The 24,455-nt window shown below is 59.2% G+C and carries 22 protein-coding genes and 3 pseudogenes; 24 read left to right on the top strand and 1 reads right to left on the bottom strand.

Annotated elements, in window-relative coordinates:
- Nucleotides 1-5 precede the first annotated feature (5 nt).
- From REH59_RS28620 to REH59_RS28550, 15 genes are all read left to right on the top strand, one after another.
- Nucleotides 6-797, top strand: coding sequence for a ParA family protein (locus REH59_RS28620; RefSeq protein ID WP_003253182.1), 792 nt, complete (start codon nucleotides 6-8; stop codon nucleotides 795-797).
- A 9-nt stretch (nucleotides 798-806) separates the two neighbouring features.
- Nucleotides 807-1,679, top strand: coding sequence for a ParB/RepB/Spo0J family partition protein (locus tag REH59_RS28615; protein WP_003253185.1), 873 nt, complete (start codon nucleotides 807-809; stop codon nucleotides 1,677-1,679).
- Between the two features lie 149 nt (nucleotides 1,680-1,828).
- The gene (locus REH59_RS28610; RefSeq protein ID WP_003253187.1) at nucleotides 1,829-2,236 is read left to right on the top strand and encodes a F0F1 ATP synthase subunit I; all 408 of its coding nucleotides are present in this window, start codon (nucleotides 1,829-1,831) and stop codon (nucleotides 2,234-2,236) included.
- A gap of 16 nt (nucleotides 2,237-2,252) precedes the next feature.
- Nucleotides 2,253-3,122 carry a F0F1 ATP synthase subunit A gene (gene atpB, locus REH59_RS28605; protein WP_003253188.1) on the top strand — a complete coding sequence of 290 codons (870 nt, stop codon included), beginning with the start codon at nucleotides 2,253-2,255 and terminating at the stop codon, nucleotides 3,120-3,122.
- Nucleotides 3,123-3,266: 144 nt separating this feature from the next.
- Complete coding sequence (gene atpE / locus REH59_RS28600) at nucleotides 3,267-3,524, top strand: F0F1 ATP synthase subunit C (RefSeq protein WP_003097235.1); 258 nt, start codon at nucleotides 3,267-3,269, stop codon at nucleotides 3,522-3,524.
- A gap of 56 nt (nucleotides 3,525-3,580) precedes the next feature.
- The gene (locus REH59_RS28595; RefSeq protein WP_003253189.1) at nucleotides 3,581-4,051 is read left to right on the top strand and encodes a F0F1 ATP synthase subunit B; all 471 of its coding nucleotides are present in this window, start codon (nucleotides 3,581-3,583) and stop codon (nucleotides 4,049-4,051) included.
- Between the two features lie 12 nt (nucleotides 4,052-4,063).
- The gene (locus REH59_RS28590; protein ID WP_003253191.1) at nucleotides 4,064-4,600 is read left to right on the top strand and encodes a F0F1 ATP synthase subunit delta; all 537 of its coding nucleotides are present in this window, start codon (nucleotides 4,064-4,066) and stop codon (nucleotides 4,598-4,600) included.
- A gap of 21 nt (nucleotides 4,601-4,621) precedes the next feature.
- Nucleotides 4,622-6,166: a F0F1 ATP synthase subunit alpha gene (gene atpA / locus REH59_RS28585; RefSeq protein WP_010955887.1), complete on the top strand. Its 1,545-nt coding sequence runs from the start codon at nucleotides 4,622-4,624 to the stop codon at nucleotides 6,164-6,166.
- 48 nt (nucleotides 6,167-6,214) lie between these two features.
- Nucleotides 6,215-7,075, top strand: coding sequence for a F0F1 ATP synthase subunit gamma (gene atpG, locus REH59_RS28580; RefSeq protein WP_003253195.1), 861 nt, complete (start codon nucleotides 6,215-6,217; stop codon nucleotides 7,073-7,075).
- 27 nt (nucleotides 7,076-7,102) lie between these two features.
- Nucleotides 7,103-8,479 carry a F0F1 ATP synthase subunit beta gene (gene atpD / locus REH59_RS28575; RefSeq protein WP_003253197.1) on the top strand — a complete coding sequence of 459 codons (1,377 nt, stop codon included), beginning with the start codon at nucleotides 7,103-7,105 and terminating at the stop codon, nucleotides 8,477-8,479.
- A 43-nt stretch (nucleotides 8,480-8,522) separates the two neighbouring features.
- Complete coding sequence (locus REH59_RS28570; protein WP_003253199.1) at nucleotides 8,523-8,942, top strand: F0F1 ATP synthase subunit epsilon; 420 nt, start codon at nucleotides 8,523-8,525, stop codon at nucleotides 8,940-8,942.
- Nucleotides 8,943-9,061: 119 nt separating this feature from the next.
- Nucleotides 9,062-10,429, top strand: coding sequence for a bifunctional UDP-N-acetylglucosamine diphosphorylase/glucosamine-1-phosphate N-acetyltransferase GlmU (glmU, locus tag REH59_RS28565; RefSeq protein WP_003253201.1), 1,368 nt, complete (start codon nucleotides 9,062-9,064; stop codon nucleotides 10,427-10,429).
- A gap of 189 nt (nucleotides 10,430-10,618) precedes the next feature.
- Nucleotides 10,619-11,395 carry a DeoR/GlpR family DNA-binding transcription regulator gene (locus REH59_RS28560; protein ID WP_003253204.1) on the top strand — a complete coding sequence of 259 codons (777 nt, stop codon included), beginning with the start codon at nucleotides 10,619-10,621 and terminating at the stop codon, nucleotides 11,393-11,395.
- Between the two features lie 3 nt (nucleotides 11,396-11,398).
- The gene (glmS, locus tag REH59_RS28555) at nucleotides 11,399-13,234 is read left to right on the top strand and encodes a glutamine--fructose-6-phosphate transaminase (isomerizing) (RefSeq protein ID WP_004575180.1); all 1,836 of its coding nucleotides are present in this window, start codon (nucleotides 11,399-11,401) and stop codon (nucleotides 13,232-13,234) included.
- Nucleotides 13,235-13,778: 544 nt separating this feature from the next.
- Complete coding sequence (locus REH59_RS28550) at nucleotides 13,779-14,687, top strand: LysR substrate-binding domain-containing protein (protein WP_003253225.1); 909 nt, start codon at nucleotides 13,779-13,781, stop codon at nucleotides 14,685-14,687.
- 66 nt (nucleotides 14,688-14,753) lie between these two features.
- On the opposite strand, the gene REH59_RS28545 is transcribed toward REH59_RS28550, so the two are convergent.
- Nucleotides 14,754-16,457 (bottom strand): BCCT family transporter, encoded by a 1,704-nt coding sequence (locus tag REH59_RS28545; protein WP_003253226.1) that lies wholly within the window; start codon nucleotides 16,455-16,457, stop codon nucleotides 14,754-14,756.
- A gap of 398 nt (nucleotides 16,458-16,855) precedes the next feature.
- Between REH59_RS28545 and REH59_RS28540 the strand changes: the two genes are divergently transcribed.
- From REH59_RS28540 to REH59_RS28500, 9 genes and pseudogenes are all read left to right on the top strand, one after another.
- Nucleotides 16,856-18,046, top strand: a complete 1,191-nt coding sequence (locus REH59_RS28540) for an aromatic ring-hydroxylating oxygenase subunit alpha (RefSeq protein ID WP_003253228.1) — start codon at nucleotides 16,856-16,858, stop codon at nucleotides 18,044-18,046.
- 10 nt (nucleotides 18,047-18,056) lie between these two features.
- Nucleotides 18,057-19,502, top strand: coding sequence for an aldehyde dehydrogenase family protein (locus REH59_RS28535; protein ID WP_014861157.1), 1,446 nt, complete (start codon nucleotides 18,057-18,059; stop codon nucleotides 19,500-19,502).
- Between the two features lie 12 nt (nucleotides 19,503-19,514).
- Nucleotides 19,515-19,676 (top strand): annotated as a pseudogene (locus REH59_RS28530) (rubredoxin); the annotation flags it as partial.
- Nucleotides 19,665-20,900 carry an NAD(P)/FAD-dependent oxidoreductase gene (locus REH59_RS28525; RefSeq protein ID WP_223817420.1) on the top strand — a complete coding sequence of 412 codons (1,236 nt, stop codon included), beginning with the start codon at nucleotides 19,665-19,667 and terminating at the stop codon, nucleotides 20,898-20,900. The pseudogene REH59_RS28530 and the gene REH59_RS28525, both read left to right, overlap by 12 nt.
- Before the next feature lie 9 nt (nucleotides 20,901-20,909).
- Nucleotides 20,910-22,238 carry an NAD(P)/FAD-dependent oxidoreductase gene (locus REH59_RS28520; protein ID WP_003253234.1) on the top strand — a complete coding sequence of 443 codons (1,329 nt, stop codon included), beginning with the start codon at nucleotides 20,910-20,912 and terminating at the stop codon, nucleotides 22,236-22,238.
- The gene (locus REH59_RS28515; protein ID WP_003253236.1) at nucleotides 22,235-22,606 is read left to right on the top strand and encodes an ethanolamine utilization protein EutQ; all 372 of its coding nucleotides are present in this window, start codon (nucleotides 22,235-22,237) and stop codon (nucleotides 22,604-22,606) included. The genes REH59_RS28520 and REH59_RS28515 overlap by 4 nt, the downstream gene beginning before the upstream one ends.
- Before the next feature lie 30 nt (nucleotides 22,607-22,636).
- On the top strand, nucleotides 22,637-23,794 hold the full coding sequence (locus REH59_RS28510) for an MFS transporter (protein WP_014861159.1): 1,158 nt from the start codon (nucleotides 22,637-22,639) through the stop codon (nucleotides 23,792-23,794).
- A 147-nt stretch (nucleotides 23,795-23,941) separates the two neighbouring features.
- Nucleotides 23,942-24,175: pseudogene (locus tag REH59_RS28505) on the top strand (GABA permease); the annotation flags it as partial.
- Nucleotides 24,160-24,360 (top strand): annotated as a pseudogene (locus REH59_RS28500) (transketolase family protein); the annotation flags it as partial. The pseudogenes REH59_RS28505 and REH59_RS28500, both read left to right, overlap by 16 nt.
- Nucleotides 24,361-24,455: the final 95 nt, after the last annotated feature.

The following is a 24,455-nucleotide window of genomic DNA, read 5'->3' as shown; positions in this document are numbered from 1 at the left end:
CAACAATGGCTAAGGTATTCGCAATCGCGAACCAGAAAGGTGGTGTGGGCAAGACAACCACCTGTATCAATCTCGCCGCCTCGCTGGCTGCGACCAAGCGTCGTGTCCTGCTGATCGACCTCGATCCGCAGGGCAACGCCACCATGGGCAGCGGTGTGGACAAGCACGAGCTCGAGCATTCGGTCTACGACCTGCTGATCGGGGAGTGCGACTTGGCCCAGGCTATGCACTACTCCGAGCACGGAGGCTTCCAGTTGCTGCCGGCCAACCGTGACCTGACCGCCGCTGAGGTGGTGCTGCTGGAAATGCAGGTCAAGGAAAGCCGTCTGCGCAACGCCCTGGCGCCTATTCGCGATAACTACGACTACATCCTCATCGACTGCCCGCCGTCGCTGTCGATGCTCACGCTGAATGCTCTGGTCGCTTCCGATGGCGTGATTATCCCCATGCAGTGTGAGTACTACGCACTGGAAGGTCTCAGCGACCTTGTGGATAACATCAAGCGTATCGCCGCCCGGTTGAACCCGGAGTTGAAGATCGAGGGCCTGCTGCGGACTATGTACGATCCGCGTCTGAGCCTGAACAACGATGTTTCGGCACAGTTGAAGGAGCACTTTGGCCCTCAGCTGTACGACACGGTCATTCCGCGCAACATTCGCTTGGCCGAGGCCCCCAGCTTCGGCATGCCAGCCCTTGCTTACGACAAGCAATCGCGGGGCGCGCTGGCGTACCTGGCCCTGGCTGGGGAACTGGTACGCCGTCAACGCCGTCCATCACGCACTGCACAAACAACTTAAGGAATCCGTATGGCCGTCAAGAAACGGGGTCTCGGACGTGGGTTGGATGCACTGCTCAGTGGTCCTTCCGTCAGCGCGCTCGAAGAGCAGGCTGTGAAGATCGACCAGAAAGAACTGCAACACCTGCCGGTCGAGTTGGTCCAGCGCGGCAAGTATCAGCCTCGCCGGGACATGGACCCGGAGGCGCTGGAAGAGCTTGCGCACTCGATTCGCAACCATGGTGTGATGCAACCGATCGTGGTACGCCCGATTGGCGACAACCGATACGAGATCATCGCCGGTGAGCGCCGTTGGCGCGCTACCCAGCAGGCCGGCCTGGACACGATCCCGGCCATGGTCCGCGAAGTGCCCGACGAAGCCGCCATCGCCATGGCATTGATCGAGAACATCCAGCGCGAAGACCTCAACCCACTGGAAGAGGCCATGGCCCTGCAGCGCCTGCAACAGGAATTCGAGCTCACTCAGCAGCAGGTGGCTGACGCAGTGGGCAAGTCGCGGGTGACTGTGGCCAACCTGCTGCGCCTCATTACCTTGCCTGATGCGATCAAGACCATGCTCGCCCACGGTGATCTGGAGATGGGGCACGCCCGTGCATTGCTCGGCCTGGATGAAAATCGTCAGGAGGAGGGGGCGCGTCATGTTGTCGCACGTGGCCTCACCGTGCGCCAAACCGAGGCACTGGTCCGTCAGTGGCTCAGCGACAAGCCTGATCCGGTCGAACCGAGCAAACCTGATCCGGATATCGCACGCCTTGAACAGCGGCTCGCAGAGCGCCTGGGCTCGGCTGTGCAGATCCGTCATGGCAACAAGGGCAAAGGCCAGTTGGTTATTCGCTACAACTCGCTTGATGAGTTGCAAGGCGTGCTCGCTCACATCCGCTGAAACAATTCCTGTTGTAGCGCGAAGTCGGAAATCACTACCGAAGAGTTGAATAGGGGTTAATCCACCCCTATACTCTGCGCGCATTTTGTCGGCACAAATTATGCCAAGTCATAGCTGACTTGTTGGTCGACTTCCGAGGAGCAGTTGTGATGGAAATACGCACGCCAAACCGCCTGCCTTTCCATCGCTGGGCGGTTTTTCCGGTACTGCTGGCTCAATTTGTCGTACTGCTGCTGGCAACCTTGGTGGTGTGGCAGTGGAAAGGGTCGGTCAGTGGATATTCAGGCCTTTGCGGAGGTTTGATTGCCTGGCTGCCCAATGTGTATTTCGCCTGGAAGGCTTTTCGCTTCAGCGGGGCTCGGGCGGCACAAGCTATCGTCAAGTCGTTTTACGCTGGCGAGGCAGGCAAGATGATTTTGACGGCAGTGCTTTTTGCACTGACCTTTGCAGGAGTGAAGCCACTGGCGCCGCTAGCAGTATTCGGCGTCTTCGTGTTGACCCTTTTGGTCAGCTGGTTCGCGCCCCTGCTGATGAATAAAAGACTTTCGAGACCTTAGGGCGTTTGAGGCAACCATGGCAGCAGAAACCGCTTCGGGCTATATCCAGCACCACTTGCAGAACCTGACCTACGGTCAACTACCAGACGGCAGCTGGGGCTTCGCCCATTCGGCTGCAGAAGCCAAGGCAATGGGCTTCTGGGCGTTCCACCTGGACACCCTGGGTTGGTCCGTCGCGCTGGGTCTGATCTTCCTGTTGATCTTCCGCATGGCGGCCAAGAAGGCGACTTCCGGCCAACCTGGCGGTCTGCAGAACTTCGTTGAGGTGATGGTCGACTTCGTCAACGGCAGCGTGAAGGACTCCTTCCACGGCCGTAGCCCGGTAATCGCACCACTGGCGCTGACCATTTTCGTCTGGGTATTCCTGATGAACGCCGTCGACCTGGTACCGGTCGACTGGATTCCTCAGCTGGCCATCCTGATTTCCGGTGACCCGCACATTCCGTTCCGCGCCGTGTCGACCACCGACCCGAACGCGACCCTGGCCATGGCCTTCTGCGTCTTCGCCCTGATCATCTTCTACAGCATCAAGGTCAAGGGACTGGGCGGCTTCATCGGTGAGCTGACCCTGCACCCGTTTGGCAGCAAGAATATCTTCGTGCAGATCCTGCTGATTCCGGTCAACTTCCTGCTGGAATTCGTCACCCTGATCGCCAAACCGATCTCGCTGGCACTGCGTCTGTTCGGCAACATGTATGCTGGCGAGCTGGTGTTCATCCTGATCGCTGTAATGTTCGGCTCCGGCCTGCTGTGGCTCAGCGGCCTGGGTGTGGTGCTGCAATGGGCGTGGGCTGTGTTCCACATCCTGATCATCACCCTGCAAGCTTTCATCTTCATGATGCTGACCATCGTCTACCTGTCGATGGCTCACGAAGATAACCATTAAGACCGCCTGGCGTGTCTGATAGCCTTCCCTGCCTGTACGGGGGGAGGGCTTAAAAAGTCCGCAAGGGCATGCTGTACCAAACGATTTGTTTTACCGCTTCAAACTAAAAACCTAACCAATACGACGTAAAAGTCGGGAGGAAAGATGGAAACTGTAGTTGGTCTGACCGCTATCGCTGTTGCTCTGCTGATCGGCCTGGGTGCTCTGGGTACCGCCATTGGTTTCGGCCTGCTGGGTGGCAAATTCCTGGAAGGCGCTGCTCGTCAGCCAGAAATGGTTCCGATGCTGCAGGTCAAAATGTTCATCGTTGCCGGTCTGCTCGACGCCGTAACCATGATCGGTGTTGGTATCGCTCTGTTCTTCACCTTCGCGAATCCGTTCGTTGGTCAGATCGCCGGCTAATCACTCGTCACCACGAGTTGATGGCTGTATGAATTAAGACCGAGCGAGGTGTTGGCGTGAACATTAATGCAACCCTGATTGGCCAATCCGTTGCTTTCCTGATTTTTGTACTCTTCTGCATGAAGTATGTATGGCCTCCGGTCATCACTGCTCTGCAAGAGCGCCAAAAGAAGATTGCCGACGGCTTGGACGCTGCCAACCGCGCAGCTCGCGACCTGGAGCTGGCCCAAGAGAAAGCGGGTCAGCAACTGCGTGAAGCTAAAGCACAAGCAGCCGAAATCATCGAGCAAAGCAAGAAACGCGCTGCTCAGCTTGTCGAGGAAGCCCGTGAACAGGCCCGCGTCGAAGCTGACCGTGTGAAGGCTCAGGCTCTGGCCGAGATCGAACAGGAACTGAACAGCGCTAAAGACGCCCTGCGTGCCCAAGTGGGTGCTCTGGCCGTTGGTGGTGCTGAAAAGATCCTTGGCGCCACAATCGATCAAAACGCGCATGCGGAGCTGGTTAACAAACTGGCCGCTGAAATTTAAGCGAGGGCGATCATGGCAGAACTGACCACGTTGGCCCGACCTTACGCTAAGGCTGCCTTTGAGCATGCCCAGGCCCATCAGCAACTGGCCAATTGGTCAGCCATGCTCGGCCTGGCTGCTGCGGTGTCGCAAGACGACACCATGCAGCGCCTGCTCAAGGCCCCGCGACTGACGAGCGCAGAAAAGGCCGCCACGTTCATTGACGTGTGCGGTGACAAGTTCAATGCACAGGCACAGAATTTCATTCATGTTGCCGCGGAAAACGACCGTCTCCTGCTTCTGCCGGAGATTGCCGCCCTGTTCGACCTGTACAAGGCCGAGCAAGAGAAATCCGTGGACGTGGAAGTCACCAGTGCCTTCGCGTTGAACCAAGAACAGCAAGACAAACTCGCCAAGGTTCTCAGTGCACGGTTAGGCCAGGAAGTGCGCCTGCACGCGTCGGAGGATGCCAGCCTGATTGGCGGCGTCGTCATCCGCGCCGGTGACCTGGTAATCGATGGCTCTGTTCGCGGCAAAATCGCGAAACTGGCCGAAGCATTGAAATCTTGAGTTTGAAGGGGCAGCAGAGCAATGCAGCAACTCAATCCTTCCGAAATTAGTGAAATCATCAAGGGCCGCATCGATAACCTCGATGTGAGCTCCCAAGCCCGTAACGAAGGTACCGTCGTTTCGGTATCCGACGGTATCGTGCGGATCCACGGTCTGGCCGACGTCATGTACGGCGAAATGATCGAGTTCCCTGGCAGCGTCTACGGCATGGCCCTGAACCTGGAGCAAGACTCCGTAGGTGCAGTGATCCTGGGTGCCTATGACACCCTCGCCGAAGGCATGAGCGCCAAGTGCACCGGCCGCATCCTGGAAGTTCCGGTTGGTAAGGAACTGCTGGGTCGCGTCGTTGACGCACTGGGTAACCCGATCGACGGCAAAGGTCCTCTGGGCAACACCCAGACCGACGCAGTCGAGAAAGTGGCTCCAGGCGTGATCTGGCGTAAGTCGGTAGACCAGCCTGTACAGACTGGCTACAAATCCGTCGACGCCATGATCCCTGTCGGCCGTGGCCAGCGTGAGCTGATCATTGGCGACCGTCAGATCGGCAAGACCGCCATGGCCATCGACGCCATCATCAACCAGAAAGACTCCGGTATTTTCTGTGTTTATGTTGCAGTCGGCCAGAAGCGTTCCACCGTTGCCAACATCGTTCGCAAGCTGGAAGAAACCGGCGCCCTGGCCAACACCATCGTGGTTGTTGCCAGTGCTTCGGAATCCGCCGCACTGCAATTCCTGGCGCCATACGCCGGTTGCACCATGGGCGAGTTCTTCCGCGACCGCGGTGAAGACGCACTGATCGTTTACGATGACCTGTCCAAGCAGGCCGTTGCCTACCGTCAGATCTCCCTGCTGCTGCGCCGTCCACCAGGACGCGAAGCATACCCAGGCGACGTGTTCTATCTCCACTCCCGTCTGCTGGAGCGTGCATCGCGCGTTTCGGAAGAGTACGTCGAGAAGTTCACCAACGGTGCTGTCACTGGCAAAACCGGTTCCCTGACCGCTCTGCCGATCATCGAAACCCAGGCTGGCGACGTTTCTGCGTTCGTTCCGACCAACGTGATTTCCATCACTGACGGTCAGATCTTCCTGGAATCGGCCATGTTCAACTCGGGCATCCGCCCTGCAGTGAACGCCGGTGTTTCGGTATCCCGCGTAGGTGGTGCCGCTCAGACCAAGATCATCAAGAAGCTGTCCGGTGGTATTCGTACCGCTCTGGCTCAGTACCGTGAACTGGCTGCATTCGCCCAGTTCGCGTCCGATCTGGACGAAGCGACCCGCAAGCAGCTGGAGCATGGTCAGCGCGTTACCGAGCTGATGAAGCAGAAGCAGTACGCGCCGATGTCCATCGCGGACATGGCTCTGTCGCTGTACGCCGCTGAGCGTGGCTTCCTGATCGACGTAGAAGTCTCCAAGATCGGCAGCTTCGAGCAAGCTCTGATCGCCTTCTTCAACCGTGATCACGCTGAACTGATGGCGAAGATCAACGTGAAGGGTGACTTCAACGACGAAATCGACGCAGGCCTGAAAGCCGGTATCGAGAAGTTCAAGGCCACCCAGACCTGGTAAGCCGCAGCGGGGGCTCAGGCCCCCGCTTGCTAACCTGATAGGTGATACATGGCAGGCGCAAAAGAGATTCGCAGTAAGATTGCGAGCATCAAAAGCACGCAAAAAATTACCAGCGCCATGGAGAAAGTGGCGGTCAGCAAGATGCGCAAGGCACAAATGCGCATGGCTGCTAGCCGTCCTTACGCGGAACGTATCCGCCAGGTGATCGGTCATCTGGCCAACGCCAACCCGGAATACCGCCACCCGTTCATGATCGAGCGCCCTGTAAAGCGCGCTGGTTATATCGTGGTGAGCAGTGACCGTGGTCTGTGCGGTGGCTTGAACACCAACCTGTTCAAGGCCCTGGTCAAGGACATGAGCGCAAACCGCGAACAGGGCGTGGAAATCGACCTGTGCGTGATCGGCAGCAAGGGTGCGACTTTCTTCCGCATCTTTGGCGGCAACGTCGTAGCAGCGATCAGCCACTTGGGCGAAGAGCCATCGATCAACGATCTGATCGGCTCCGTCAAAGTGATGCTGGACGCCTACCTGGACGGCCGTATCGATCGCCTCTCGGTGGTTTCGAACAAGTTCATCAATACCATGACCCAGAAGCCGACGGTCGAGCAATTGGTACCGTTGGTGGCAACCCCGGATCAGGATCTCAAGCATCACTGGGACTACCTGTACGAACCCGACGCAAAAGAGCTGCTGGACGGCTTGATGGTGCGCTACGTGGAGTCGCAGGTATACCAGGCGGTGGTCGAGAACAACGCTGCTGAACAAGCGGCCCGGATGATCGCCATGAAGAACGCCACAGACAACGCCGGTGATTTGATCAAAGAGCTTCAGTTGATCTACAACAAGGCGCGTCAGGCTGCGATCACCCAGGAGATCTCGGAAATCGTCGGCGGCGCTGCCGCGGTTTAACGGTTCACATATTCAGAGGATCCAGCTATGAGTAGCGGACGTATCGTTCAAATCATCGGCGCCGTCATCGACGTGGAATTCCCACGTGACGTCGTGCCGAGTGTATACAACGCGCTTAAAGTACAAGGCGCGGAAACCACCCTGGAAGTTCAGCAGCAGCTGGGCGACGGCGTGGTTCGTACCATTGCGATGGGCTCGACCGAAGGCCTGAAGCGCGGTCTGGATGTCGTCGACACCGGCGCTGCCATTTCCGTTCCAGTTGGTAAGGCCACCCTGGGCCGTATCATGGACGTACTGGGCAACCCGATCGACGAAGCCGGCCCGATCGGCGAAGAAGAGCGTCGCGGTATCCACCAGCCAGCGCCTTCGTTCGCTGACCAGGCAGGCGGCAACGACCTGCTGGAAACCGGCATCAAGGTTATCGACCTGGTTTGCCCGTTCGCCAAGGGTGGTAAGGTTGGTCTGTTCGGTGGTGCCGGTGTCGGCAAGACCGTAAACATGATGGAACTGATCCGTAACATCGCCATGGAACACAGCGGTTACTCCGTGTTCGCTGGTGTGGGTGAGCGTACTCGTGAGGGTAACGACTTCTACCACGAGATGAAGGACTCCAACGTTCTCGACAAAGTAGCGCTGGTCTACGGTCAGATGAACGAGCCACCAGGAAACCGTCTGCGTGTAGCGCTGACCGGCCTGACCATGGCCGAGAAGTTCCGTGACGAAGGTAACGACGTTCTGCTGTTCGTCGACAACATCTATCGTTACACCCTGGCCGGTACCGAAGTATCCGCACTGCTGGGCCGTATGCCTTCTGCAGTAGGTTACCAGCCGACCCTGGCTGAAGAGATGGGCGTTCTGCAAGAGCGCATCACCTCCACCAAGGAAGGTTCGATCACCTCCGTACAGGCCGTATATGTACCTGCGGACGACTTGACCGACCCGTCGCCAGCGACCACCTTCGCCCACTTGGACGCCACCGTCGTTCTGTCCCGTGACATCGCCTCCCTGGGTATCTACCCAGCGGTCGACCCACTGGACTCGACTTCGCGCCAGCTGGACCCGAACGTGATCGGCAACGAGCACTACGAGACCGCTCGTGGCGTTCAGTATGTTCTGCAGCGCTACAAAGAGCTGAAGGACATCATTGCGATCCTGGGTATGGACGAACTGTCCGAAGCCGACAAGCAACTGGTAGCCCGCGCTCGTAAGATCCAGCGCTTCCTGTCGCAGCCGTTCTTCGTGGCAGAAGTCTTCACCGGTTCGCCAGGTAAGTACGTTTCCCTGAAAGACACCATCGCTGGCTTCAGCGGCATCCTCAAAGGTGACTACGACCACCTGCCAGAACAAGCGTTCTACATGGTTGGCAGCATCGACGAAGCGATCGAGAAAGCCAAGAAACTGTAATTCCTGCGCCCCGCAAGGGGCGCTATCAGGTTGAGGCAAGCAGATGGCTATGACAGTCCATTGCGATATCGTCAGCGCGGAAGGAGAGATCTTCTCCGGCCTGGTCGAGATGGTGGTTGCGCACGGTAACCTGGGTGATCTTGGTATCGCTCCAGGCCATGCGCCGCTGATCACCAATCTCAAGCCTGGTCCGATCACGCTGACCAAGCAGGGTGGCGCACAAGAGGTGTTCTACATCTCTGGTGGTTTCCTCGAGGTTCAGCCGAACATGGTCAAGGTGCTTGCCGATACCGTGCAACGTGCTACAGACCTGGATGAAGCTCAGGCTCAGGAGGCCCTCAAGGCTGCCGAGAACGCCCTGAATCTGAAAGGCGCGGACTTCGACTACAGTGCCGCCGCCGCACGTCTGGCCGAGGCCGCAGCCCAGCTGCGTACCGTCCAGCAAATGCGCAAAGGCAAGTAATCGGCCCCGGCTGATAACTTCTGTTGCGATTGAGTAAAAGGGTAGCCTCGGCTACCCTTTTTCTTTTTCTGTTTTCTCCCCCCGGTCTTTCACTGACCGCCCAGGATTGGTAGCCAGTAATGTCACTCGATATCGTTATTCTCGCCGCCGGCCAAGGCACCCGCATGCGCTCGGCGCTGCCCAAAGTGTTGCACCCGGTAGCTGGCAATTCCATGCTCGGCCATGTTATCCACAGCGCGCGCCAACTTCAGCCGCAAGGTATTCATGTGGTCATTGGCCATGGTGCCGAGCTGGTTCGCGAGCGCTTGGCCGCTGACGACCTGAATTTCGTCATGCAGGATAAACAGCTGGGTACCGGTCATGCTGTTGCCCAGGCACTGCCAGCGCTGACCGCTGATACCGTGCTGGTGTTGTACGGCGACGTGCCGTTGATCGAAGTGGAGACCCTGCAGCGTCTGTTGGCGAAGGCCAACGATCAGCAGCTGGGACTGCTGACAGTCACCCTCGACGATCCGACCGGTTATGGCCGGATCGTGCGTGACGAGCAGGGCAGGGTAACTGCCATCGTTGAGCACAAGGACGCCAACGACGCGCAAAAAGCGATCAAGGAAGGCAACACCGGCATTCTGGCGCTGCCAGCCGCGCGTCTGGCTGACTGGATGGGCCGGCTGTCGAACAACAACGCCCAGGGCGAGTATTACCTGACCGACGTAATTGCCATGGCAGTGGCCGATGGCTTGGTGGTGGCAACTGAACAGCCACACGACGCTATGGAAGTGCAGGGCGCCAACGACCGCCGCCAGCTCTCCGAGCTGGAGCGTCACTACCAGTTGCGTGAAGGCCGCCGTCTGATGGCTCAGGGGGTTACCCTGCGTGACCCGGCACGCTTCGATGTTCGTGGTGAAGTCAGCGTTGGTCGTGATGTGCTGATCGACATCAACGTGATTCTCGAAGGCAAGGTGGTCATCGAAGACGATGTGCAGATCGGCCCTAACTGCGTGATCAAGAACACGACCCTGCGCAAAGGCGCGGTGGTCAAGGCCAACAGCCACCTCGAAGGCGCTGTGATGGGCGAAGGCAGCGATGCTGGCCCGTTCGCCCGCCTGCGCCCGGGCAGCGTACTGGACGCCAAGGCCCATGTGGGTAACTTCGTCGAACTGAAAAACGCCCACCTGGGTGAAGGGGCCAAGGCTGGTCACCTGACCTACCTGGGGGATGCCGAAATCGGTGCGCGCACCAATATCGGCGCCGGCACCATCACCTGCAACTACGATGGCGCCAACAAGTTCAAGACCGTGATGGGTGAAGATGTGTTCATCGGTTCGAACAACTCGCTGGTGGCGCCTGTGGAAATCAAGGCCGGCGCGACCACCGCAGCCGGCTCGACCATCACCCAGGCTGTAGAAGCGGGTGACCTGGCTGTTGCCCGTGCGCGCCAGCGCAACATTTCGGGCTGGAAGCGCCCGGAGAAGATCAAGAAGAGCTGAGTTATTCACAGCCGTTTCGATCGAAAGCCGACTTATGTGAATAAGTCGGCTTTTTTATTGGCGCTGCCGCGTCAAAAGGACCGCGTCAAAGCAGAAGCAAACAATCCACAGGTCAGCGACAGCTTGACGAATCGCGCGTCTTAGGTTTTGATTGCAACCACTAACTTTCGAATCGAAACTTAAACGCACATGTCGAAACGAAACACACCACAACGGCGACACAATATTCTGGCTCTGCTCAGCGAGCAGGGTGAGGTAAGTGTGGACGCGTTGGCCAAGCGTTTCGCCACCTCGGAAGTGACCATTCGCAAAGACCTCGCCGCCTTGGAAACCAACGGCTTGTTATTACGCCGCTACGGTGGTGCGGTGCCGGTGCCGCAAGAGTTGCTGGGTGAACCGGCACAACCCGTCTCTTCCTATAAAAAGGCCATTGCGCGTGCTGCTGTGGGGCGTATCCGCGAACATGCGCGCATTATCATCGACAGCGGCAGCACTACGGCGGCAATGATCCCCGAACTGGGGCGCCAGCCAGGCCTGGTGGTGATGACCAATTCGCTTAATGTGGCCCGTGCAATCTGCGACCTCGAACACGAGCCGGTGCTGCTGATGACCGGTGGCACCTGGGACCCGCATTCCGAATCGTTCCAGGGCCAGGTCGCGGAGCAGGTACTGCGCTCCTACGATTTCGACCAATTATTCATCGGTGCCGACGGCATCGACCTCGGCCGGGGTACCACTACCTTCAACGAGTTGCTTGGGCTGAGTCGGGTCATGGCCGAAGTCGCCCGTGAAGTGATCGTGATGGTCGAGTCGGACAAGGTGGGTCGCAAGATCCCTAACCTCGAGCTGCCCTGGGGCAGTGTGCACACCCTTATTACAGATGAACGCCTGCCAGCAGCAGCGCGCGAACAAATTCAAGCCCGCGGCATCAACCTGATCTGCGCCGCGATCAGCCAGGAGCAATAAAACATGTGTGGAATCGTTGGTGCTGTCGCCGAGCGTAATATCACAGCCATCCTGATCGAAGGCCTCAAGCGTCTTGAATACCGCGGTTACGACAGCGCCGGTTTGGCTGTACTCACCCAGAACGGTGAACTGCAGCGCCGCCGCCGCATCGGCAAGGTCAGCGAGCTGGAGGTTGCTGTTGCTGATGACCCATTGGCAGGCCAGCTGGGTATTGCCCACACTCGCTGGGCTACCCACGGCGCGCCGACTGAAGGCAACGCCCACCCGCACTTCTCGGGCAATGACGTGGCCGTGGTGCACAACGGCATCATCGAGAACCACGAGGAGCTGCGCGAAGAGCTGAAGGGCCTGGGCTATGTCTTCACTTCGCAGACCGATACCGAAGTCATCGTCCACCTGATCCACCACACCCTGAAGAGCATTCCAGACCTGACCGACGCCCTTAAGGCGGCGGTGAAGCGCCTGCACGGCGCTTACGGCCTCGCGCTGATCAGTGCCAAGCAGCCGGACCGCCTGGTGGCCGCACGCAGTGGTAGCCCGCTGGTTATCGGTCTGGGCCTTGGCGAGAACTTCCTGGCGTCCGACCAGCTGGCGCTGCGTCAGGTTACTGACCGCTTCATGTACCTGGAAGAAGGCGACATCGCTGAAATCCGCCGTGATCAGGTCTCTATCTGGGACCAGCAGGGCAACAAGGTCCAGCGCGAAACCGTGCAATATCACGAAGGTGCCGAGGCTGCCGACAAGGGCGCTTACCGCCACTTCATGCTCAAGGAAATTCACGAGCAGCCAAGCGTTGTTCAGCGCACGCTTGAAGGCCGCCTGGGCAAGGACAACGTGCTGGTCCAGGCCTTTGGCCCGCAAGCTGCCGACCTGTTTGCCAAGGTGCGCAACGTGCAGATCGTTGCCTGTGGCACCAGCTACCACGCCGGTATGGTTGCGCGTTACTGGCTGGAAAGCCTGGCCGGCATCCCATGCCAGGTAGAAGTGGCCAGCGAGTTCCGCTACCGCAAGGTGGTGGTGCAGGCGGACACGCTGTTCGTCTCCATCTCGCAGTCCGGCGAAACCGCCGATACCTTGGCCGCACTGCGCAACGCCAAGGAGTTGGGTTTCCTCGGCAGCCTGGCGATCTGCAACGTGGGTATCAGCTCGCTGGTCCGCGAGTCGGACTTGACCCTGCTGACCTTGGCCGGCCCTGAAATCGGCGTGGCTTCGACCAAAGCATTCACCACCCAGCTGGTTTCGCTGATGCTGCTGACCCTGGCCCTTGGTCAGGTGCGCGGTACGCTGGAAGCCGGTGTCGAAGCTGAGCTGGTTGAAGAGCTGCGTCGCCTGCCAACCCGCCTGGGCGAAGCCCTGGCCATGGACGCCACCGTCGAGAAAATTGCCGAGCTTTTCGCCGACAAGCACCATACCCTGTTCCTCGGCCGCGGTGCGCAGTACCCGGTGGCGATGGAAGGTGCTCTCAAGCTTAAAGAAATCTCCTACATCCACGCCGAAGCGTACCCTGCAGGCGAGTTGAAGCACGGCCCGCTGGCGTTGGTGGACAACGACATGCCGGTGGTTACCGTTGCACCCAACAACGAACTGCTGGAGAAGCTGAAGTCCAACCTGCAGGAAGTGCGTGCCCGTGGTGGCGAGCTGGTCGTGTTCGCCGACGAGCACGCTGGCATGACCAATGGCGAAGGCACCCACGTGATCAAGGTGCCGCACATTGCCGATGCCCTGGCGCCAATCCTGTACACCATTCCGCTGCAGTTGCTGTCTTATTACGTGGCCGTGCTAAAGGGGACCGACGTTGACCAGCCGCGTAATCTGGCCAAGTCGGTGACTGTCGAGTAACGGGTAGTCAGGTGTTGATCAACTTGGTTTCGTTGAATTAAAACAGTCGTCGAACAATTAAAACTGTCGCCGGTAGAGGGGAAGCGCTCGTTTCCCTTCATCGGACGGTTTCAACCGTCTCCCTCGCGTCCCGTCTCCCCCTTGGTCTGGCGTTCGCTTATGCCCCTTCCAATTCAGACTTATGAACCTTTTCTGTCATTACATGAGAAGGAATTTGCTGCTCTCCTGGGTTGATCCCAAGGCAGCAACCTTCGAAATCCTGGCCCCAAGCCATGTGATCAAGAGCTCCGAGTTCCGCATGCTCGCTGCTGAATTCGGGTGACCAGGGTGCTATGGCTTCAATCGGCTTGTTCACTGTCACACAATGCACGCCGCGTTCAATGTCATTAAAAGTGATTGGGATATTGCCTATTCAGGGAACGAATATCTTTCTGCGAATGTGCAGTATAGTAAACCGGTTGCTTCGTTCTGCCCTGAATGCGTTAGGGAGGAAACCGCCACTCCAGTGAGCGGATGATAATAAAAATGAGTGGAACCCCTGCCTGTGAAAATCCAGCCTCTTCCGCCGCTCAACAGTCTTCATGCGTTTGAGTCTGCGGCACGCCACTTGAGCTTTACCCTTGCCGCCAAGGAATTGAATGTTACCCAGGGTGCAATTAGCCGTCAGGTTCGCCTTCTTGAGGACTACCTGGGCAAGGCACTATTCACCCGTACCACCCGTAGCATGTCCCTGACCCCCACCGGCGCGCAGTATTACGAAACGGTGCGTGAATGCATGCTTCACCTGGCCCGCGCCACCGGCGATATACGCCAGTGGCAAGGCAACCAACAAGTCACCGTTGCCACCAGTACCGCCATGGCGTCGCTGTGGTTACTGCCCAAGGTGTCGGAATTCCAGAGTGCCCATGAAAACATCGACCTGCGGATCATCGCCCACGATCATGTGAAGGATTACGCCAGGCTCGACAGCGACCTGGCGCTTTACTACTGCAACCCACCGCCCAAGGACATGGCTGTCACGCCGCTGTTCTCGGAAGAAATCTTCCTGGTGTGCAGCCCGACCTATCTGGCCAGGCATCCGCAACTGAGCAGCATCGAAGGGTTGTCGTCGTGTACCTGGCTCTGGCTTGAAGACTCCCAGCGCGACTGGGTAGGTTGGCCCGAATGGTTCAAGCGCCTGGGATACGAGCCCATGACCCCCAAGCATCGCGTCAATATCAACAGCTACGGTATGCTGATCCAGTCGGCGATCAGTGGCCAGGGCGTGGCCCTGGCCTGGGGCAACCTGGTGGACGATGCGTTGAGCACCGGTGCGCTGGTCAAGCCCAACGATGTGGTACTCCAAACCGACGCCAAGTTCTGCCTGCTGGAGTCGTCCACCGAGCGTGGTCCTCGTGAAAGCGTGCGGCTGTTCCGGGACTGGTTGATGGCCCTGCCTTCGGTGCAGAAATAGCCTGCCCAAAACACAAGACCGACAGCTGATGGCTGTCGGTCTTGTGTCTTCCAGGGTGGCTTTAGGTTAGCTGGCTTTCTTCGCTGTCAGCCCCATATCAAGCCCCTCGCAGGCCAAGGGCCCAGCCACCGGCGTGATGCCTTGCGGGTGAATCCCAGGTATAGGCAGGCGCCCACCCGGCGGCGTATCAAGCAGGCCGTCAGCCATCTCCTGGCGCAAGCTGCGCATCAGGGTGTAACTAATCAGCAGGATGAACCCCGCAATCGGCAATCCCGCCGCAATGCTCGCCATCTGGATCGCCTTGAGCCCCCCCGCCATCAGCAGAGCCATGGCTATAGCACCTTCCAGGATGCACCAGAGCAGGCGGATACTCTGCGGCGGGTTGGCGCTGCCCATGGAGTTCAACGTACACAGCACCTGGGTGCCGGAGTCGGCCGAGGTGATGAAGTACGTCGCCAGCAGGATACAGACCAGCACGCTCAGCACCTTGCCCAACGTACCGGCGTCGATCTTGTGCAGCAGGGTGAACATGGCAGCGGTGGTTTCCTGCTTGGTCGCCAGCAATACCGTGCCACCTTCGAACTTGGCCTTGTCGCCCTGCAGCTCACCACTGGCAACCAGTTCTGCGTGCTGCTGACGATCGAGCTGCTCAGCCTTGAGCGCGGTACCACCGAACACCGACATCCAGATGATCGTCACCAGGGTGGGTACCAACAGCGCGCCGGCGATCAGTTCACGGATGCTGCGGCCTTTGGAAATTCGCGCAATGAACAGACCGACAAACGGGCCCCAGGTCATCCACCACGGCCAGTAGAACGCCGTCCACCAGTTCTGCCAGCCGCTGTCCTTCTGGGTATCGCTCCAAAAGCTCAGACCCACTACATGGCTGGCGTAGTCGCCGGTGCTCTCCAACATCAGGTTGATGATGTAGCGGGTTGGCCCCAGCAGCAGGATCAACACCACCAGCACCACCGACAACAGCATATTCCATTCCGAAAGGCGCTTCATGCCACGCGACACGCCGGCCATCACCGATACGGTAGTAACCAGGGTAATGAGCACGATCAGGGTGATCTGCACCCCCAGGCTGATGGGCAGGTCAAACACCTGGCTCAGCCCGGTGTTCATTTGCACCACGCCCAGGCCCAGCGACTGGGATACACCGAACGCGGTAATCACCACGGCAAGGATGTCCACCACATGTCCGATGGGCCCATAGATGCGCTCACCAATCAGCGGGTAAAGGATCGAGCGCATGCTCAGCGGCAAGCCCTTGCGATAGGCAAAGTAAGCAAGGCCCAGGCCAACGATGGTGAAAATAGCCCAGGGATGCAGGCCCCAGTGGAATAGGGTAATTCGCATAGCTGTGGTGGCGGCTTCGTCGGTGAGGCCGGTGGCGAACGGGTTGCCCGCGTAATGCCACATGGGTTCGGCAACCGACCAGAAGATCAGTCCGATGCCCATGCCGCCACTGAACAACATGGCGATCCAGGAGCCGAAGCTGAACTCGGGTTTGTCGTCGTCTCGCCCAAGCTTCATAGACCCAAACTTGCTGCACATCAGATAGATCAGTAGCCCCAGCACACCCGTGACGGAAATCAGGTAGAACCATTTGAAATTCTGCAGGATGAAGTCGGATGCACGTTGAAAAACCGCTGCTGCATGTTCGGCAAACAGGGCGCAAAACAGCACAAAGGCTACTACGGCCAGTAACGACCAGATCGTCACGGTGGGATTGAGGCCTTTGAGCAGGCCAGATTCGGCACGCATTGGTTATCCCCTATTGTTTTTGTTCAAGGGTTTGATGTCACGGTTTGGGTAGAGCCGCTGCCACAGGCAGGTGCCGGATCCCTGGCGGCGGTCTTCCCGCAGGCCCAAGGCGCGGTACGCTCTCTCGGGCCCTATCAAAATGGGAGAATTACCCGCTCTTCGACAAACCATTTCTAGTCATTAATTGATTACCAAAAGTCATTAATATGAAAAGTCCAGAGCCTGGCAGTTCATCAATGATTATCTACCACTACCGTCATCGACGAATAAATCATTAATGATAAAAACTGATAAATAGCGTTGAAATAAATCGTTTGTCGCGCCCTTCTTCTCTTGCTGAAACTGGCACCAGGCATCAAGGCATTGCCTGCCGTGCATCTAACAAGAGAAAACAAAAAATGACCGTATCGACTGACTCCCGCCTTATTCCCGTCCACGTCTTGGAAACCGTTCTGGCGCCTATCCATGAAGCTCATGGCCTGACCAACGAGTTCTACACCGACCAGCGCTATTTCGAACTCGAGCGCGACGAAGTGCTGGGGCGTAACTGGGCGTGTATAGGTTTTGCCAGCGACTTGCCGACCAACAGCTACGTCAAGCCGGTCGATTTCATGGGCCTGCCGCTGCTGATGATGCGCAACCGTGAAGGCCTGGTGCAGGTGTTTCACAACGTCTGCAGCCACCGCGGCGTGAAACTGGTTCAACAGGCGGGTGAAGTGCAGGGTGTGATCCGCTGCCCCTACCACTCCTGGACCTACGACCTGAACGGAGGTCTCAAAGGCACTCCGCACATTGGCGGGATCAACCAGCACAAAGACGAACGTTTCGCATGCGAGAAACACGGCCTGAAGGCGCTGCGCACCACGATCTGGATGGACATGGTGTTCATCAACCTGTCTGGCGAGGCACCGGCGCTTGAAGAGCAACTGCAGCCGTTGACCGAACGCTGGACTCAGTTCCTGGGCAATGACGGCATGAGTCTGCTGCGTCGTGAAGCGAACGGTGGTGCTATGAGCATCGAGGTCAACTGCAACTGGAAGCTAGCAGTCGAGAACTACTGTGAGGCCTATCACCTGCCGTGGGTGCACCCGAGCCTGAACAGCTACTCGCGCCTGGAAGACCACTACAACATCATGTTCGAGGAATTCGCTGGCCAAGGCAGCCACGCCTACAACCTCTCGGCCGTTGCCGGTACCCATTTGCCGATCTTCCCATCCTGGCCACAGGACCGCCTGCGCACTGCTGAGTACGTGGCGTTCTTCCCCAATGTGCTGCTGGGCATCCAGGCCGACCATGCGTTCGCCATGATGCTCGAGCCTGTGGCGCCGGGTAAAACCATCGAGCACCTGCGCCTGTTCTACGTGGGTGACGAAGCGCTCGACAGCCGTTACGACGCCTCGCGCAAAGCGGTAATGGAATCCTGGCGCGTAGTGTTCGCCGAAGACATCGCCTCGGTCGAAGGCATGCAGAAGGGCCGCTCCTCGCCTGGTTACAGCGGCGGTGCGTTCTCGCCGGAAATGGACCTGCCGACTCACTACTTCCACAAGTGGGCTGCCCGCCAGTTGCTTGACTGTGCTCAACGCGCCTGAGGTGATCATCATGCATCCGATAGCTCCGCACTGGCTGAACTTCATCGACGGCCAGTGGACCGACAGTGAGCAGTACCTGAGCATCCACAACCCTGGCACCACGGACCTTGTGGCGACCATCGCCCAAGCCAGTGTGGCCGACGCCGAATGCGCCCTGCAGGCGGCTCGGCGCTGTGCTGACAGCAACGCTCTGAACCGTGTGCGTCCTGCGCAGCGGGTGACCTGGTTGCTTGAGGTTGCCGCGCAGATTCGTGCGATCACCGACGAAGGGGCGTGGGTGCTTTGCCAGGAAAACGGCAAGAGCCTGCGTGATGCCCGTGACGAATTCATCGAGGCCGCGCGCTACTTCGAATACTACGCCGGCATGGCCGACAAGATCGAAGGGAAGTCGATTCCGCTGGGCGACGGCTACATAGATTTCACCGTCTACGACCCCTTGGGCGTGTCGCTGCAGATCGTGCCGTGGAATTTCCCGGTATCCATCTGCGCCCGCTCCCTGGCCCCTGCCTTGGCGGCCGGCAACGCGGTAGTGATCAAGTCGCCGGAACTGTCGCCACTGGGCCTGTGCGTGCTGATGCAGGCCATCGAGCGTGCCGGCCTGCCACAGGGGGCCGTCAATCTGATCTGCGGCCGTGGTCGTGAAGTGGGTGCCTACCTGGCCGGCCATCGCGATGTCGACCAGATCGTCTTCACAGGTTCCGTCGGCACCGGCCAGAGCATTCTGCGCAGTGCCGCCGAACACGCGATTCCCAGCGTCATGGAGCTGGGCGGGAAGTCGGCGGCCCTAGTGTTCCCGGATGCCGATCGTGAGCAACTGATCAGTAGCGTTAAAAGCGGCATCTTCTTCAATGCCGGCCAGGTGTGCTCTGCCATGTCGCGCTTGCTGGTACATCGCTCTATCTACGACGAGGTTGTAGCTGACGTGGTAGCGATGGCCGAGGGGCTGACCGTGGGCCTGGGCCAGGACAACCCTGACCACACCCCCGTGATTTCTGCTGCTCAGCTCGAAGGCATCGAGGCCTTGTGCCGACGTGCCCAGCAGCAAGGCGCGGTGGTCGCAACCGGCGGCGAGGCCATCAGCGGCCTGAGCGGGCATTACATGGCGCCAACCGTATTGCGCGATGTGACTGCGCAGATGGAGATAGCCCAGACTGAAGTCTTCGGCCCTGTGCTGGCAGTAATTCCCTTCGACAGCGAAGAGGAGGCCCTCGCCATTGCCAACGGCACCGTGTTCGGTCTGGTGGCCGGCGTATTCACCCAGGACCTCAATCGCGCCCTGCGCTGTGCCCGGCGACTGTGCACCGGCCAGGTGTTCGTCAACGAATGGTATGCCGGTGGCATCGAAACGCCGTTCGGCGGCGTCGGGCTCTCGGGCTTCGGACGGGAAAAAGGCCAGGAGGCGCTCTACAGCTACGTCAGGACCAAGAACCTGGCCGTGCGTATCAAGGGCGAGTGAGGAGGCAGCATGATGAAAACCTGGCTCTGCATCATCTGTGGTCTGATCTACGACGAAGCCAAAGGTTGGCCCGACGACGGCATTGCCCCCGGTACCCGCTGGGAGGACGTGCCCGAAGACTGGCTATGCCCTGAGTGCAAGGTCGGCAAAGCCGACTTTGAAATGATCGAACTCAGCACCCCGATCGCAGCAGTGGCTACCGCGCCGGTTATCCAGGCGCAACCACTGGTTACCGCTCGTCCCGCCCAACCGGTGGTCATCATCGGTAGCGGCCATGCCGGCTACGGCCTGGCACAGGCCCTGCGCAAGGCCGCCCCGCAGTTGGAGATTCGCGTACTGACCCAGGAGTCGGGCCATCTTTATTCCAAGCCCGCGCTATCCATCGCCCTGGCTCAGGGGCGCACCGCCGCAGCCCTGGCCACCGAAACGCCGCTGGCGATCGAACAGAGGCTTGGCATTCGTATCTATACCGGCTGCAAAGTCGAACGCATCGATGCCCAGGCGCAGCGCTTGTACACCAGCCTCGGCGAAATGGACTACGGTCAACTGGTGCTAGCCAGTGGTGCTTCTCCCGTGCGGTTGCCTATCGAGGGCCGCGCCGAGGCACTGCTCAGTGTCAACAACCTGCAGGATTACCAGGCGTTCCGCCAACGCCTTGATGGCGTGCGCAGAGTGGCCATTCTGGGCGACGGTTTGATCGGCTGCGAGTTTGCCAACGACCTTGCGAGCAATGGCTATCAGGTTCGGGTAATCGGCCTGGGTGCCTGGCCCATGGAACGCCTGCTGCCCGAGGCGGCAGGCCAGCACTTGCAGCAAGCGCTATCGGGGTTGGGGGTGCAATGGAGCCTGCGTACCACCTTGCAGTGCATCGAGCCGGACGGCGAAGGCTACCGACTGACCCTTGCCGACGGTCAGGTCGTCGGTGCAGACCTGGTGCTCAGTGCAGTGGGCTTGCGCCCCAACCTTGAGCTGGCGCTGGAAGCCGGCCTGGACTGTGGCCGCGGGATCAAGGTCGACGCACAACTACAGACCTCACAACCGGGCATCTATGCCTTGGGCGATTGCGTCGAGATCAACGGCCAGTTGCTGCCTTACCTCGCGCCGATCAACGAAGGCATTCGTGCCCTCGCCAAGACCTTGCTGGGCCAACCGACCGCCGCCCACTACCCATTGGCGCCCGTGACGGTGAAAACCCCGGTCGCCCCTCTGTGCCTGCTGACACCTCCCGGTGGTTGCGAGGGCCAATGGCGCTGCGATGCGACCAGCGATGGATTGAGCGCTGCGTTTCATGACCACGCAGGTGCCCTGCGCGGGTTCGTGCTGCTCGGCCGTCAGGCACAAATGCAACGAAATACCTGGCTGCAAAACTGCCAGGACACCCAACAAAATGTGGCCTGAGGCTGAACCATGAACAGTATCGTCAATCTGCCTCACGATGACCGCAATTGCGGCTGGTATGCCGCGCTGCCTGAACAGGCGCCGAGCAAGCGCCTAAGTGGCGAACATAACGCCGATTATGTGGTGATCGGTGCTGGCTTTGCTGGGCTTGCCGCCGCACGGCGCCTGGCCGAGCACCTGCCGCAGTCGCGCATTGTTTTGGTAGATGCCCAGCGAATCGCCTACGGCGCCTCCGGGCGCAACTCGGGTTTCGTCATCGACCTGCCGCACAAATTCGCCCTCGAACATCCCGATCCTCAGCATAAACAACGGCTCTTGGGCCTAAACCGCTCAGCCATCGATCAACTGCAAACATTGATCGGCCGTCACGGCATCGAATGCCAGTGGTCCCATGCGGGAAAATACCAGGGCGCGGTGGGAGAACGTGGCCAGGGTTATCTGGATCACTTTGAAAAACTGATGGCCGACCTGGGTGAGCCCTATCGCGTGGTCGGGCGTGACGAACTAGCCGGTGTACTCGGTAGCCGCTACTACAGCCGCGCCATCTACACCCCCGGTTGCTACCTGATGCAGCCTGCTGCCCTGGTACGTGGCCTGGGTAATTCGCTTCCCGGCAACGTCGAAGTGCTTGAAGAGTCGCCAATCCGCACACTCCAGAAAGACCCCTGCGGCACGTGGCTGGTGCGGGGCGACAACGGGCTGATCCGGAGCCCGCAGGTATTGCTGGGCACGAGCATCTTCACCCAGGAGTTCGGCTACTTGCGCAACCGACTCCTGCCGGTGATGACCTTCGCCAGTTGGACGCGACCACTGAGCGACGTCGAGATGGCGACGGTTGGTGCCCAGGCCGACTGGGGCCTCACCCCTGCCGACCACGCCGGTACCACCGTACGAATGACCCAGGACCGGCGCCTGATCATCCGCAATACCTACAAGCATGTCCCTCGCTACGGTCGCAGCGTAACCGATGCTACCCGCAACAAGATTCGCGATGACCATCGCAAGGCCTTCGAGGCGCGCTATCCGCAACTGGCCCAAGTGCCGTTTACCCATACCTGGGGTGGGGTCTATGCGATCTCACGCAACTTTACCAACTATTTCGGCCAACTCGATCAGGGTGTTTACGCCACCGCCTGCGACAACGGCGTGGGCGCGGCCTGGGGCACCATTTCCGGAACGCTCCTGGCAGACATGGCGGTGGGGGCGGACTCCCAGCAATTGAGTGACATCCGCGCAGTGACTGGCCTGCCCTCCCGTAACCCGCCTGAGCCGTTCTTGGGTATGGGGGTGCGGGCCCGGATCCGCTGGGCCGCGTTCAACAGTAGGAGCGAAGTATGACCCGCACACTCAGCGGAAAAGGCCCGGTGCGTCTAGTCGACCACCGGAACCTGGACTTTGTCCACCGGGGCGGGCCGCCTGGCGGCGCCTCGGTAGCGCGTGCTGTCAGTAATGAGGTGTCGCCCAACCTGGGTATCGGCTTTGCCCGCTGGGAAGGTGCTGAAGTGGCCTGGACGGTGCTCTATGACGAAGTGATTTTTGTCATTGAGGGCTGTTTTGAACTCCAGGCCAACGGCGAGGTGTACCGCGTGTCGCCAGGTCAGGTGCTGTGGATTCCCGAAGGCACGGAGCTGGTGTACGCAGGCCACGCGCTGTTCGGTTATGTGGTGTACCCGGGTGATTGGAAACAGCGCCACGGCCTTGCCTGACTACCGACCACCCTGGTCTGGGGAATCCAATTGTTCGCATTATCCAAACGGTTCGGCACGATTTATGTCGCTGCCTTGTTGATGCAGCTGGGTTCCAGCCTGCTGATGACCTACCTGGCCCTGCGCCTGAATGCTTCCGGTGTGGCGCAGGTATGGGGTGGTGCGCTTATGGCCGCCAACGCGCTGGGCATGGTGTTGGGAGCCCGCTCCGGTTATTGGCTGATTGGCCTGGTCGGCCATGCTCGGGCCTTTGTGGTGAGCGCCGGGGTGATTGTCACTGCGGTGCTCTCGCACCAGCTCAGTGATGGCTTACTGCTGTGGCTTGCCCTGCGATTTGTCGTTGGTGCTGCAATGATGGGCCAATTGATGGTCATCGAGAGCTGGCTCAACGATTGCGCACCGGTCAGCCGGCGAGGCGGCGCCATGTCGCTGTACATGGTGGCCAGCTATGTCGGCATGATGCTAGGGCAATTGATGCTCAGTCTGGGAGATGGGCTGCACACCTTGGCGTTGACGGGCGTGGCCATGGCTTTTGCCATTGGTTTGATCCCCGTGGCTCTGCACAACGGTACCCAGCCGAGCAACATCAACCAGGCCCGGATCAAACCCTTGCTGTACCTGCGTAGACTTCCTCAATCGTTGTTCACGATTCTTGCCTCGGGATTGCTGAACGGTTGCCTGTATGGGCTGACGCCGATCTTTGCTGCGCAACTGGGCTTTAGTCCGGCGCAGGTCGGGCAGTTCATGGCTGTCAGCATTGCTGCCGGGCTTCTAGCACAACTACCGCTGGGTAAACTGTCGGATCATATTTCCCGCATCACCTTGATCCGCGCTACCGCTGCATTGCTGTGCATAGCCTATTTGCCGCTGGCCTTCGGGCTGGCATCAGGGCAGCTGTGGATCATGTTGGCCGGGGCTGCCATCGGCTTCTTGCAGTTCTGTTTGTATCCGCTGGGCGTTGCCCATGCCAATGACAACCTAGAGCCGGAACTGCGTGTATCGCTGGCCGGAGTGCTGCTGATGACCTTTGGTATCGGCGCGACCATCGGCCCGCTGGTTGCAGGGGCGATGATGGAGCATGCCGGTCCACAAGCACTGTATCTGTTCGGCATTGGTGTAACGGCTATGGTTGTTTGCTTTATAAGGAATAAATCCGGCGTTGATGTGTCATTGGCAAGGTTGTCATGAAACGTCGGAGCCCAGGGATATGTCCGCCTCACTCCATTTGATGTCCGAACCAGTTAATTGAGCCCTGTTTTCGCTCTCTATGGTTAAGCGGTGAAGTGCCCCTGGCACTGCACCCTACCCATAACAAGAGCAAAAGCAGGGACCATAATGACTATGACGACGTCTGGGAAAGCCAGCGATCAGTTGGCTCAGGGATTCAAGCCTCGACATGTGACCATGTTGTCGATTGCCGGTGTGATCGGCGCGGATTTGTTCGTAGGGTCCGAACAGGCGATCGCTGCGGCAGGTCCGGCAGCAATCATTGCCTATGCGCTTGCTGGCGCTCTGGTGGTGCTGGTAATGCGAATGCTTGGCGAGATGGCAGTGTCACCGCCGAAAACCATTCGATCATCGGCGGCCTGGGCGAAGCGGTGGCGGGCCTGCTGCTGCGCAACGGGGTAACGCCGACATTCCGCCAGATCGCCTTGCCCGATGCCTTCCTCGATGCCGGCGCTCTGCCGACGCTGCATGACCGCTACGGTATCTCCACCGATGCAGTGAGCGCGCAGATCAAGGCTTGGCTGTGACTTGATACCTGAAGATAGAGCCGGCCGGAATTGAAGGCGGCTCTATCCCTGTATGCCCGCAAAGCGAATGCCGAAGGCAAGGGCATGGCCTGACG

Origin of the sequence: Pseudomonas sp. BO3-4 (assembly GCF_034044115.1) — a bacterium.
GTDB lineage: Bacteria > Pseudomonadota > Gammaproteobacteria > Pseudomonadales > Pseudomonadaceae > Aquipseudomonas > Aquipseudomonas alloputida.
This window is presented reverse-complemented; position numbering and strand designations above follow the sequence as displayed.

What these genes read in the sequence shown, in the direction of transcription:
- REH59_RS28610 (WP_003253187.1), top strand. Translation starts at nt 1,829, where the DNA reads ATGGAAATACGCACGCCAAACCGCCTGCCTTTCCATCGCTGGGCGGTT.
- atpA (WP_010955887.1), top strand. Translation starts at nt 4,622, where the DNA reads ATGCAGCAACTCAATCCTTCCGAAATTAGTGAAATCATCAAGGGCCGC.
- REH59_RS28615 (WP_003253185.1), top strand. Translation starts at nt 807, where the DNA reads ATGGCCGTCAAGAAACGGGGTCTCGGACGTGGGTTGGATGCACTGCTC.
- atpD (WP_003253197.1), top strand. Translation starts at nt 7,103, where the DNA reads ATGAGTAGCGGACGTATCGTTCAAATCATCGGCGCCGTCATCGACGTG.
- REH59_RS28560 (WP_003253204.1), top strand. Translation starts at nt 10,619, where the DNA reads ATGTCGAAACGAAACACACCACAACGGCGACACAATATTCTGGCTCTG.
- REH59_RS28535 (WP_014861157.1), top strand. Translation starts at nt 18,057, where the DNA reads ATGCATCCGATAGCTCCGCACTGGCTGAACTTCATCGACGGCCAGTGG.
- REH59_RS28545 (WP_003253226.1), bottom strand. Translation starts at nt 16,457, where the DNA reads ATGCGTGCCGAATCTGGCCTGCTCAAAGGCCTCAATCCCACCGTGACG.
- REH59_RS28570 (WP_003253199.1), top strand. Translation starts at nt 8,523, where the DNA reads ATGGCTATGACAGTCCATTGCGATATCGTCAGCGCGGAAGGAGAGATC.
- REH59_RS28520 (WP_003253234.1), top strand. Translation starts at nt 20,910, where the DNA reads ATGAACAGTATCGTCAATCTGCCTCACGATGACCGCAATTGCGGCTGG.
- REH59_RS28515 (WP_003253236.1), top strand. Translation starts at nt 22,235, where the DNA reads ATGACCCGCACACTCAGCGGAAAAGGCCCGGTGCGTCTAGTCGACCAC.
- atpG (WP_003253195.1), top strand. Translation starts at nt 6,215, where the DNA reads ATGGCAGGCGCAAAAGAGATTCGCAGTAAGATTGCGAGCATCAAAAGC.
- glmU (WP_003253201.1), top strand. Translation starts at nt 9,062, where the DNA reads ATGTCACTCGATATCGTTATTCTCGCCGCCGGCCAAGGCACCCGCATG.
- atpE (WP_003097235.1), top strand. Translation starts at nt 3,267, where the DNA reads ATGGAAACTGTAGTTGGTCTGACCGCTATCGCTGTTGCTCTGCTGATC.
- REH59_RS28525 (WP_223817420.1), top strand. Translation starts at nt 19,665, where the DNA reads ATGATCGAACTCAGCACCCCGATCGCAGCAGTGGCTACCGCGCCGGTT.
- REH59_RS28590 (WP_003253191.1), top strand. Translation starts at nt 4,064, where the DNA reads ATGGCAGAACTGACCACGTTGGCCCGACCTTACGCTAAGGCTGCCTTT.
- glmS (WP_004575180.1), top strand. Translation starts at nt 11,399, where the DNA reads ATGTGTGGAATCGTTGGTGCTGTCGCCGAGCGTAATATCACAGCCATC.
- atpB (WP_003253188.1), top strand. Translation starts at nt 2,253, where the DNA reads ATGGCAGCAGAAACCGCTTCGGGCTATATCCAGCACCACTTGCAGAAC.
- REH59_RS28540 (WP_003253228.1), top strand. Translation starts at nt 16,856, where the DNA reads ATGACCGTATCGACTGACTCCCGCCTTATTCCCGTCCACGTCTTGGAA.
- REH59_RS28620 (WP_003253182.1), top strand. Translation starts at nt 6, where the DNA reads ATGGCTAAGGTATTCGCAATCGCGAACCAGAAAGGTGGTGTGGGCAAG.